The following is an 11,108-nucleotide window of genomic DNA, read 5'->3' as shown; positions in this document are numbered from 1 at the left end:
TCGAGAAAATATTGAGGACCAAGATGTACGCAGTGTCGAATGGCTTCCTCGGGTTCGTCGTAGAAGAATTCGACAGGGAAGTCATCCGGATCTTCTGTCAGCAGAGAGACCATCCACCGCTTGGGGTAGCGATGTTGGTGTGACTCAGGTCCGGTAGCCATTCCAGAGACTTTGCCGGACTTAGGTTTTCGAGAAGAGCTTTTGCGGGCCATATAACGTTAACTATCCAATTAATATAATTTTTTGTTAATAAGTAGTAAGAGTATAGGTCGTGGCGATGAAGGGGGAAAGTACTTCGGCTGCGCAGCAGACGAGCTCACGCCGCAGGCGTGCTACCGTTCACCGCTGGCGTAGGCCAGGTTCCAGCCGAAACCGCCGTCGGTCGGCGCGGCGCGGCTGTACGCGACGCGTTCGCTCCAGCGGTTGCCGGCGTCGCGGGCGGTACTGACGTTAGCGGTGCCCCAGGCATCGAACGGAATGCTGATCTGCAGCTGCGAGCTGTAGCCGTCGCCGCCGATCTCGCGATTCGCCGAGGCGTACAGGCTGATATTACGCCACAGCGTCAGGCTGTACGACAGGTTGACCAGGCGGGTGCGTTGGCCGATGGCGTCGCGCACGTCGAAATAACCGGCGCCCAGGCTGCCGAAGCGGCTCAGGCCGATGCTGCCGGTCAGTTGATCGGTGCGGCGGCTCAGGCGGTAGCTGCTCTTGTAGGTGGAGAGGTCGCCGAAGTCCGCGCTGCGCAGTACCCGTTGGGCATTGAGGCTGAAATATTGGTTGCTGTAGGTATAGCTCAGGCTGGTCTGATCGCCGTGGCGGCCGGTGTACTGATAAACCGGCCCGGCATCCGGTTGCTGTACCGGTTGGCCGGTGATCGGATCGTAATAAAGGGGCGTGACCGGCGGGGCGTTGAAGGCATCGCTGCCCGCCTGGCTGTAACTGTAGGAGGCGTTGAGGACCCCTAACTGCCCCAGGCGCACGCCCGCGCCGGCGCCGGTGACCGCCAGCTCAGCCGCGCCTTCCGCCCGCCCTTCGAGCGTCAACCAATCAGTGACGCCGTAACGCCCACTGCCGCTGGCCACCCATTGGCCGTAGTCTGCGGAGCGATAGCCGTAATTTTGACGCAGCGCCCCTGCCGACAGGCTGAAATCGCTTAGCCCGGCCTGCAGCAGCGAGCTGGCGACATAGAACGGCACCGTGGTGCTGATCTGGCGGCCGAGTGCGTCGGTGGTGACCACCGTCGCCTGGCCGGCGCCGTTGATGTAAGGCACGGTATTCAGGGTGAACGGGCCGGGGTTCACGCTGACGGAGGTATTCTTGTAGCTGTTGATGTACAGGTCGACGCTGCTCGGCACGGCGGCCTGGCCGGAGAACTGCGGCAGCGGATAGGTAATCAGATCCGGCCGCGTGGCGAAGTTGCGCGCCACCTGCAGGCCGCCGATGCGCACCGAACTGGTCCAGGGCAGCGAGCCGGTCGTGAGATCGCCGGCGGTATAGCTGAGCATGGTGTCGTCGTCGCTGTAGCGCCAGCTGCTGTCGTAGCGGATATAGCGATTGTTCTGCTGTGCGGCGGTCTCGCCGTTGAAGCTGCTGCGGAAAATGCCGGTGTTGGCGATAACGCCGAAGCCGTCGAACAGCCGCTGTTCGCTCCAGGCGGAAAAATAGCCCGGATTGCCGCGCCCGCCGCTCTGGCTGACGTAGGCGTCGTAATTCAGCAAGAAACCCAGGCTGCTTTGCGCCGGCAGCCGCTGTTCTGGGTTGGCGTCGCCGAGGGTTTGCTTGGGCAGCCAGTCGTTGGGCACCGAGATCAACAGCTGCTGCGTTTCGCCGCTGTAGGTGACGTCGACCTTATCCAATTGATCGACGGCGATCTCTTTCGCTTGCTTGTTCGCCACCGGCAGGCCGGCGTCGCTCAGTTGCTGCGGCGTCAAATAGTAGTGGCCGCCGCGGTAGGTGACCGGCACCACTTTGCCGGTCTGGCGGCCGTTCACCACCGGCTCCAGATACAGCGTGGTGTCCGGCATGCTGATGGCGCTGGGCGGCGGTGGAAGGTCGTCGGCGGCGGCGTGCGGCGGCCACAGCTCCACCGCCATACAAAGTACGGCCAGGGCCAGCGGCTTGAGCTGCATGCCGCGCGTGGCCGGCGACGAGATCCGCTTCACCTGCACCTCAGGCTCAGTAAGACGGAATGGTTACGGGTTGCTTATTGTCATTGACCATCGCCTGCAGCTTGCCGGCGGCGAAACTGCCCGAAGGCGGCAGGGCAAAGCGCATTTGCGAACCCGGCAGCACATAGCCCAGCAGCCCGTTGTTGAGCGGCTTGCCCTGGATGCTGACCTGCGACAGGCGGGCGTGCACGATGCCGTCGTTGCGCACGTCGAGCCAGCGCTGGCTGTTTTGCTGCAGCAGCCGGTAGCTGAGCTTCGGCTGGTTGGCGGTGGCATAGTCGCGCGGGTGTTCGAAGTCTTGCTTGGTCCAGACGCCTTTGCCGCTGACGAACAGCGGCACCGAATAACGCATCTGGAATTTCAGCCCCATCTGCGCGCCCTTGTCCGGCGCCGCGCCGTCTTTATCCTTGATGGGCACTTCGTCAACCAGTATCCGGTAAGCCCGTTCTTGCCCGGCGGCGACCGGGGTCTGCTTGATCAGGCGAATCAGCTGGCGTTTGCCGGGGAGAATGGTGGCGACCGGCGGGCTGGCGACCACTTCGCTCTGGTTGCGGTAGTCGTCCTTACCGCCGGTTTGTTGCCAGCCGAGCACGCGGATCTGCATATAGACCGGTTTGCTGTCGCGGTTTTCCAGCCACAGGGCCGTCGCCTGTTGGTTGTCTTCAATCGCCGGATCGATAGGCCAAATCAGAATGGAGGCGGCGGCGAAGGCCTGCGGTTGACCGGCTAACAGCAATCCTGCCAGCAGGGGCAGGCGGAGCAGAGTACTACGCATAATGTGATCCTTTTTAAAAGCTCAATAACTCACCGTCACTAAGACCGTATCGTTGTAGGTGCCGCTGGTGGGCAAGGTGCTGCTCGCCATTAAACTGGCGTAGATTTTTATTTCTTGCGTACTGCCGGTGGAGGAGACGGTTTGGACGGCGCCGCCGTTGCCGCCGTCGCCCCACAAAACGGCGTAGTTGGCATCCTGGTAGAGCTGGTAAACCAGCGTTTCCGAGGTCACCGAGTTCAACAGTTTTCGCCCGCCGGCGATGGAGCCGGTGACGGTATTGCCGACGTTCAACCCCAGGGTGACGCTGAGCCCGGGATTGCAGCGGATCAAAATGGAGCCGGCGCCGGCGCTAGAGACGATTTTTATCGGGCTGCTCAAGGACGCAACCTGGCCGAAGCTCATGCTGCCGAACGAGGTAACGTTGGTGACGCCGCTGCCGAGTACGCAGCCTTTGATGATCGAAGCGTTGACCGTGAAGCCCTGGCTGACGGTATCGGCACGGGCCGTCGGGGCGCCGATCAGCGCCGCCAGCAGCAGGGTGCGCAGCGTTCCGTTAATCACCAATTTATCGTCACCTGCACCGTATCCGTATAGTTGCCCGTCGCCGGCGTCGTTTGTACCGGGATCATGCCGTACACCGGCAGCCAGACGCTTTGGCCAGTGGCGGTCTGGGTGACGCCGGTGACGTTATCCCAGACGGTGGCGTAGCTGGCGCTGGTATACAGGTTGTAGTTCACGCGGGCGCCCGCCGCGCTTTGCAGATAGCGTGCGGCGGTATTGCCGCTCTGTCCGCCGCTGAGCAGCACCGTGTAACTGGTGCCGTTGTTGCAGTTGATCTGCAGTGCGCCGGCGTTCGCCTGGCCGGTCACCTTTATCGCCGTATTGAGGAAATAGACCGTGCCGAAGTTAAAGGTGCCGAATGTGGTGTTGCCGCCGCTGGTGGTGCCGGCGACGCAGGACTTGACCAGGGTGGCGCTGACGCCCACCGTCGCGGTGCTGACGTCGGCGCGGCAAACGCCCGCCAACGACAACAGCATGCAGGTGACGGCCAGGCGCGTCATGTTTACCAGGTGACGGTCATGGTGACGGTATCGCTGTACGCACCGGCCGCCGGGGTGGTGCCTGCCGCAGGTACCAGGCCGTAGACGATCAGCGGCACCGCCGAACCGGTGCCGGTGCCGGTCAGCACGCCGGTGGTGCTGTTCCACGGCACGGCGTGGGCGCTGTCCTGGTAGAGGTTATAGCTGATATAGGCCGGTACGCTGCTGGCCATGCGCCGCTGGCTGCCGGTCGCGTTGAGGCCGTTGTCCAGCGCCACGGTGTAGTTGGTGCCGGTGGTGCAGTTCAGCCCCAGCGTGCCGGTGCCGCCGCTGCCGGTGGCGCTGGCGGTGATGACGTTAGCCAGTGAGGAGTAGGTGCCGAAGCTGATGGAGCCGAAGCTGTTGGTGGTGCCGGAGCTGGTGCCGCCGGTGACCACGCAGCCGGCGCCGATGGTCAGGGTGACGCCCAGCGTGCCCTGAATGGTGCCCGCCGCGTAGGAGGTGCCAGAGGCGCACAGCAGAAGCGCTGCCGAGGTTAATGCCGCCAGAGTCTTTTTCATCGTGGTTCCTTGCCGTAGTAGAGAAGCCTGCCAAAAAGCCCGAAAATGAGTCAAATGCATTAATCTATTTACAGATTAATTAATAGAATAAGAACGTGAGAATGTCGCGCTAAAAGATTAAAAACTTTATTTATTTTTAATCGCTGTCGCAGGTTCGCTGCGGCGGCCGTGTCACCGGGCATGAACACTAAGGGGGGAATGATAAGGTGGGTGGGAATATTATTACTTAATGAATAACGGAGCGCACTGACGGCGCTCCGTTGACGATGAAACTCACCAGGTGACGGTCATGGTGACGGTATCGCTGTAGACGCCGGCCGCCGGAGTCGTTCCCGCGGCAGGCACCAGGCCGTAAACGATCAGTGGCACCGCCGATCCGGTACCGGTGCCGGTCAGCGTGCCGGTGGTGCTGTTCCACGGCAGGGCGTGGGCGCTGTCCTGATAAAGGTTGTAGCTGATGTAGGCCGGCACGCTGCTGGCCATGCGCCGTTGGCTGCCGGAGGCGTTGAGGCCGTTGTCCAGCGCTACGGTATAGTTGGTGCCGGTGGTGCAGTTCAGCCCCAGCGTGCCGGTGCCGCCGCTGCCGGTGGCGCTGGCGGTGATGACGTTGGCCAGCGAGGAGTAAGTCCCGAAGCTGATCGAACCAAAGTCGTTGGTGGTGCCGGAACTGTTACCGCCGGTGACCACACAGCCGGCGCCGATGGTGATCGTCACGCCCAGCGTGCCCTGAATGGTGCCCGCTGCGTTGGCTGTGCCACTGATGCACAGCAGAGGTGCTACCGAGGTCAAAACCATCAGAGTTTTATTCATCATGATTCCTTGCCGTGTCAGAGAAAGCCCGCAAAAACGCCACCCAGAGCTGAGTTGAACGCATTAATTTACTTACATTTAAATTAATAGGATAAGAACGCGAAATTGTCTTGATCAAAGGCTAAAAACTTGTTTCGTTTCCGGCGGGGAAATACGGGCGGGGAGGCGGAATAGTGCAAATTGGAAATGATTAGAATAATAATGAATGGCGATAGGAATAGTATTAGCATTATTTTGGCGCCGGGGAAGGCGGTTCCCCGGCACCGGAGCGATTACAGGTGAAAATCCAGCGCGCCGTCGCGCACCAGCTCGCGCGGCAGGTTGTTCTTGATGCGGCTGCCGATGCGCTTGGCGATGCCCAGCGGCTGGCCCTGGTAGGTGACGATGCATTCATCGCCGGCCGGCGGCTGCTCCGGGTAGAGATCGCGGCCGTGATACCACTCTTGCGCCAGCGCGGCGTCCAGCTCGAAATGCGTTTTGCCGCCGGTGCCGGCCAGCGCGATCGCCGCCTCGTGCTGCCAGCGGAAACCTTTCGGGAAACGTTCCGCCAGCTTGAGGCCGATACGTGAGAAGCGCACTTTACCGAACAGCGGTTCCAGCTCGGCCGGGAACAGCCAGATCTCCTTGTCGCGCTCCCACAGCCGGCTGTCATCGCCCCAGGTTAAGCCGGATGCGGCGGCGGCTTGGGCGACCAGCGCCGCCTCTTTGCCGGACAGCGGGCTGAACGGGAATTTACCCACCTTGTAGGTCGGCTTCGCCAACGGCGCCACGGCGCGCTGTTTGCGCAGGCGGGCGACGAAAAAGCCTTCGCTGTCGTAAATCTGCGGGAAGACGTGCAGGAAGCCTTCGGCAGTCAGCGCCTTGTCGGCGCCGGGGAACAGCGCACCCAGCGGCTCGACGCTGACCGCGTCGCCGTAGGTGTCCAGCAGCCAGCGCACCACCTGCTGGTTTTCCTGCGCATTGAGCGTGCAGGTGGAGTAAACCATCACGCCGCCCGGCGCCAGCGCATGAAACGCGCTGTCGATCAGTTCGCGTTGGGTGGCGGCGATTTCGGCCACGCTCTGTGGCGACCAGTTGCTCATGGCGTCCGGATCCTTGCGCACCACGCCTTCGCCGGAGCAGGGGGCATCGAGCAGAATGGCGTCGAAGCTCTCCGGCAGCGCGGCGCCGAACACCCTGCCGTCGAAGTGGGTCAGCGCGGCGTTCTTCACGCCGCAGCGGCTGATATTGGCGTGCAGCACTTTTACCCGGCTGGCGGAGTATTCGTTGGCGACGATGCCGCCCTGATTGCCCATTAACGCGGCGATTTGGGTGGTTTTGGAGCCTGGTGCCGCCGCCACGTCCAGCACCCGATTAGGCACTGGGCCGCCCGAGAACAGCGCGCTGACCGGCAGCATTGAACTGGCCTCCTGAATGTAGAACAGGCCGCTCAGGTGTTCGGCGGCGCTGCCCAGACGCAGCTCTTCATCGTCGCGCTCGATCCAGAACCCTTCCGCGCACCAGGGGATGAGCTCCAGTCGCCAGTCGTAATCCTGCACCAGCGCCAGGAAGTCGGCGACGCTGATTTTCAGCGTGTTGACGCGCAGGCTGCGGCGCAGCGGGCGCTGGCAGGCGGCGATAAAATCTTCCATCGCCAGCTCGGCGGGCATGATGGCGCGGGTGGCGTCAAGGAAAGCGGGGGGCAGAAAAACGGCGGTGGATTTGGCCACGGGGCGAACTCTCAGGGTGCAATAAAGACAAGGGCGAGAGTTTATCACAAAGCGGAAAAAAACAGGGCCCGACAATGCCGGGCCCTAAGGAAAATGCGAAATTTAATCGCGCGGAATAGCGGTGCCCCAGGTTTTCCAGTCCTTCGGCTCTTCCGGATTCAGCAGGAAGTGTTTGTTAGGCGTCGCTTTCGGCGCCAGCGGAATGGTCGGCGGCGTGGCGAAGGCGATACCGCCGCGGATGAACTGCTGGAAGGTGCCGCTCTTGATCACGCCGCCGGTCAGGCCGAACTGCAGGTTGTACCCCGAAGCCAGCCAGAACACGCTGTTGTTGCGCACCAGATGCTGATACTTCTTGCTGATGCGCAGCGCGACATGAACCCGGTCTGACATGGCGCCAAGGTAGAAGCCGGTGATGGTGCCGACCTCCACGCCGCGGAACAACACCGGCGTGCCGATCTGCAGGGAGCCGGTTTCGGCAGCGTCGAGCACCACGCTCAGGCCGTCGAGATAGCGCGAGTCGGTGATGCTGGCCTGCTGCAGTTCGAAGGTGCGCATCTCGCGGCCGCGCCCCGGCTCCACGTTGATATAAGGCTGGAGCAGGGTATCGAGGTTGCTGACGCCGGCGGCGGAGATCTCCGGCGAGACGACCGAGAAGCGGCTGCCCAGACGCGCGAAGGTCTGCACGTATTCCGGATACAGCACCGCTTTGGCCAACACTTCGTTGCGCTCCGGCGCCAGCTGCAGCGACTCCACCTGGCCGACGTCGATGCCGAGGTAGCGCAGCGGCATGCCCGCCGACAGCTTGCTGGCGTCGTAGGTTTTCAGCGTGATTTGGCTGCCCACCGCGCGAGCGGCGGTTTCGCTGGCGTACAGCACGCGGTTGGCGCCCTTGTTGAGCGTCACGCCCTGCAGGTTGTCGAAGCTGATGGCGCCTTTCAGCGCGCGGTTAAGCGGCGAAGCCTGCACCGTCAGCCCGCTGCCGTTGAGCTGCACCTTGGCGCCGCCTTCGGCCCAGAAGATGCTTTCACGGGTCAGCAGCTTGCGGTATTCCGGGCTGATGTAGACGTCCACCTCAAACTCGTTGGCCTTTGGCCGCACGTTGACGATTTCGCCCACCTGGAATTTGCGATACAGCACCACCGAACCGGCCTGCACGTCCGGCAGGCTGGTGGCGCTGAGGGTCAGGGTGGTGGCCGGGGCGTTGCCGACGATGCCTTCCTCGGCTTTCTCGCTGTTGGCGTACAGCGGGTATTGGCCGCCCGGTTCCCCCTTGCTGCCGGGAATAATGCGCACGCCGCCGTCTACCCACTCCTGGGCGCTGGCGCCGAGCACTTCCATGCCGTCGATGCCCAGCTTGACGTCGAGGCGGCTGTTGACCACGAATTTGCTGTCTTTGTGCAGCAGGCCGCGATATTGGGCGTCGATGGCGGCGGTGAACACCACGCCGCCGGCGGTCAGGGTGCGGCTCAGGATCTGGCCGACTTTCACGCCGTGCACCACCAACGGCTGCCCCACGTCGATGCCGTAGCTTTGCGGCGCATTCAGCGTGACGGTCAGCACGCCAGGCTGTTGCAACAGCGTCTCGCTGCTGTCCAGCACGTTGAAGCGCTGCTGCGGCTCGCCTTCACCCGGCACCAGCTCCAGCGTGGTGCCGGTCAGCAGCTGGCTGAGCTTGGCGTCGTTGAGGCTGATGCGCGGGCTGCGCATCACGATGCGGGTGCCGCTGCGCATCAGATCGACCACCGAAGGATCGATGGTCAGTTCACCGACCACTTTGCTGTCCTGCTGCAACGTCAGCTTGGTCAGGGTGCCGACCTGCAGCCCCTGGTACATCAGCGGCGTGCGGTTTTCACTCAGGTTGTTGCCGCTCGGCAGATCCAGCAGGATATTGACGCCGCGCTGGCTGTGGGCCAGATCGGGATACAGGGCATAGCTCTGGTCGCCCTTGGCCTGCTGGCCATCGGCCGGCGAATCGAAGGCGATGGCGCCGTTGACCAGCGCCGCCAGGCTCTCCATCTGTACCGTCGCGCCGGACAGGCTGAAATCGCCCTTGAAGCCGGAGACGTTCCAGAAGCGGCTGTTGTTTTTCACCAGATGGGCGAAGCGGCGGTCGATAAGTACGTCGATGGTCACGCCCTTATTGCCTTCGCTGATGGTGTAGTCGTACACCTTGCCGACCGGGATTTTACGGTAGTAGACCAGCGAGCCGCTGTTGAGCGAGCCCAGATCGTCGGCGTGCAGATGGATCATCAGCTCGCCGGTGTTCAGGCGGTATTTCGGCTGGGTATCGAGCGCGGCGAAGTGGGTTTGCGCCTTGCCGCTGCCGGGCATCATGCCGATATAGTTGCCGCCGACCAGCGCATCGAGCCCGGAGACCCCGGCCAGCGAAGCCTTGGGGGTCACCAGCCAAAACTGGGTGCCTTCGCGCAGCGAGTCTTCCAGATCGCTTTTGATGCTGGCTTCCACCACGATGCTGCGCAGATCTTTGCTCAGGCTGATCTTCTGCACCGTGCCGACGTCAACGCCCTGGTAGCGCACCGGCGTGCGGCCGGCGACGATGCCCGCCGCCGATTGGAAGTCGATGGTGACGGTGGTGCCGCGTTCCTGGAAATTGTTATAGACCAGCCACCCGGCGATCAGCAGGGCGATGAACGGCAGTAACCAGAACGGTGAAATGCGGCGTTTGTTCTTGACCCGCGCTTCAGTCGGTGTAGTCGGCGTTTCCTGTTGCATGTGCATCCCAAATCAATCGGCTATCCAGCCACTCAACGGCAAGAATAGTCAAAATGACCGCCGAGCCAAAGTAAAACGCGGCCGGTCCCATAGTAAAAGATAACAGCTGGTCGCGGTTTACCAGCGACATCATCTAGGCGATAACGAACAGATCCAGCATCGACCAGCGGCCGATCCAGGTGACCAGGCGCAGCAGGCGAATACGCGTTTTCAGGCTGTGCGAGGTTTTGAAGTGAATGCTGAACAGCAGCGTGATCAGCACGATCACCTTGGTAAAGGGCACCAGCACGCTGGCGATGAACACGATGGCGGCGATCGGCACGTTGCCGGAGGTGGCCAGCGAGACCACGCCGGAGAAGATGGTGTCTTCGAGCCGTGCGCCGTTGGCGTAAATGATGGAAATCGGCAGCAGGTTGGCCGGTATCAGCAGGATCATCGCCGCGATCAGCGCCGCCCAGGTTTTCTGCAGGCTGTAGGGCTGGCGGTGGCACATCGGCACGTGGCAGCGCGGGCAGCGGCCGCGCGCGTCGGGGTAGCCGGTATAGTGGCAGGACAGGCAAATATGCAGCGCCGCCGGCGGGCCTTCCGGCTGCTCCTGCGGGTAGTAACGCTCCCACAGCTGCTCCAGGTTGGCGTGGATCAGCGTCAGGATGCTGAGCAGGGTGAGCGACAGGTAGGCGATCAGCGCGCTGCCCGCCTGGATGTCGGCATAATCCTGCACCTTGATCGCCGCCACCGCCATGCCGATCAGATAGATGTCCAGCATCACCCACTCTTTCAGCCGCTCCAACATCAGCAGCACCGGGCGCAGGTTCATGCCGAGCGCGTGGCCGAAGCGCAGGTAGAGCAGCGACAGCGCCAGCGTCAGCGGGGCGCCGAGGGTACAGAACGCCACCATGCTGGCGGTCAGCGGATCGCCCTGGCGGCTCATCTGCCAGATGCCCTCCAGCAAACTGGCGTCGATGCGCGTGCCGAGCAGGCGGATGCTGATCAGCGGTTCGGTGAAGGCGAACGGCATCAGCAGCAGCATGGCGATCGCCATGGCGGTCAGGCGCGTCATCGACCAGTCGCGGCCGCTCACCACCTTGGCGTTGCAGCGCGGGCAATAGGCGGCCTGATTGCCGCTGAGCGGCGGCAGCACGAACAGCAGGTCGCACTCGCAGCAGCGCTGGTGGCGCGCTTTGGAAAGGGGGGCGGTGATCGCGTGTATTTTCATTTTTGACAAGTAGCTGCCCTTGAGCCCGCCGGAACTGTCAGCGTAGCTGAAAAATAAACCGGCCGCGTCACCGGCGATCGGGCGCCGGACGGTAAAA

General features: G+C 62.6%; 7 protein-coding genes and 2 pseudogenes. All 9 read right to left on the bottom strand.

Features of this window, described 5'->3' with window-relative positions:
- Nucleotides 1-338: 338 nt before the first annotated feature.
- A pseudogene (locus AC4PR2_RS09575) lies at nucleotides 339-2,024 on the bottom strand (fimbria/pilus outer membrane usher protein); the annotation flags it as partial.
- Nucleotides 2,025-2,175: 151 nt separating this feature from the next.
- On the bottom strand, nucleotides 2,176-2,943 hold the full coding sequence (locus tag AC4PR2_RS09570) for a fimbrial biogenesis chaperone (protein WP_049201714.1): 768 nt from the start codon (nucleotides 2,941-2,943) through the stop codon (nucleotides 2,176-2,178).
- Nucleotides 2,944-2,964: 21 nt separating this feature from the next.
- A complete protein-coding gene (locus AC4PR2_RS09565) occupies nucleotides 2,965-3,507 on the bottom strand; it encodes a Csu type fimbrial protein (RefSeq protein WP_492175066.1) in 543 nt (180 codons plus the stop codon).
- A complete protein-coding gene (locus tag AC4PR2_RS09560) occupies nucleotides 3,501-4,004 on the bottom strand; it encodes a Csu type fimbrial protein (protein WP_038877669.1) in 504 nt (167 codons plus the stop codon). The genes AC4PR2_RS09565 and AC4PR2_RS09560 overlap by 7 nt, the downstream gene beginning before the upstream one ends.
- A gap of 2 nt (nucleotides 4,005-4,006) precedes the next feature.
- Nucleotides 4,007-4,543 (bottom strand): Csu type fimbrial protein, encoded by a 537-nt coding sequence (locus AC4PR2_RS09555; RefSeq protein WP_060440090.1) that lies wholly within the window; start codon nucleotides 4,541-4,543, stop codon nucleotides 4,007-4,009.
- 273 nt (nucleotides 4,544-4,816) lie between these two features.
- Nucleotides 4,817-5,353: a Csu type fimbrial protein gene (locus tag AC4PR2_RS09550; RefSeq protein WP_060419268.1), complete on the bottom strand. Its 537-nt coding sequence runs from the start codon at nucleotides 5,351-5,353 to the stop codon at nucleotides 4,817-4,819.
- A 272-nt stretch (nucleotides 5,354-5,625) separates the two neighbouring features.
- Complete coding sequence (gene rsmF, locus AC4PR2_RS09545; RefSeq protein WP_197804059.1) at nucleotides 5,626-7,062, bottom strand: 16S rRNA (cytosine(1407)-C(5))-methyltransferase RsmF; 1,437 nt, start codon at nucleotides 7,060-7,062, stop codon at nucleotides 5,626-5,628.
- Nucleotides 7,063-7,164: 102 nt separating this feature from the next.
- The gene (locus AC4PR2_RS09540) at nucleotides 7,165-9,795 is read right to left on the bottom strand and encodes a PqiB family protein (RefSeq protein ID WP_197779103.1); all 2,631 of its coding nucleotides are present in this window, start codon (nucleotides 9,793-9,795) and stop codon (nucleotides 7,165-7,167) included.
- A pseudogene (gene yebS / locus AC4PR2_RS09535) lies at nucleotides 9,764-11,011 on the bottom strand (membrane integrity lipid transport subunit YebS). The gene AC4PR2_RS09540 and the pseudogene yebS overlap by 32 nt, the downstream one beginning before the upstream one ends.
- Nucleotides 11,012-11,108: the final 97 nt, after the last annotated feature.

Source organism: Serratia sp. A07 (assembly GCF_058725505.1).
Note: the sequence above shows the minus strand (reverse complement) of the source record. Positions and strands in the feature narration are given on the sequence as shown.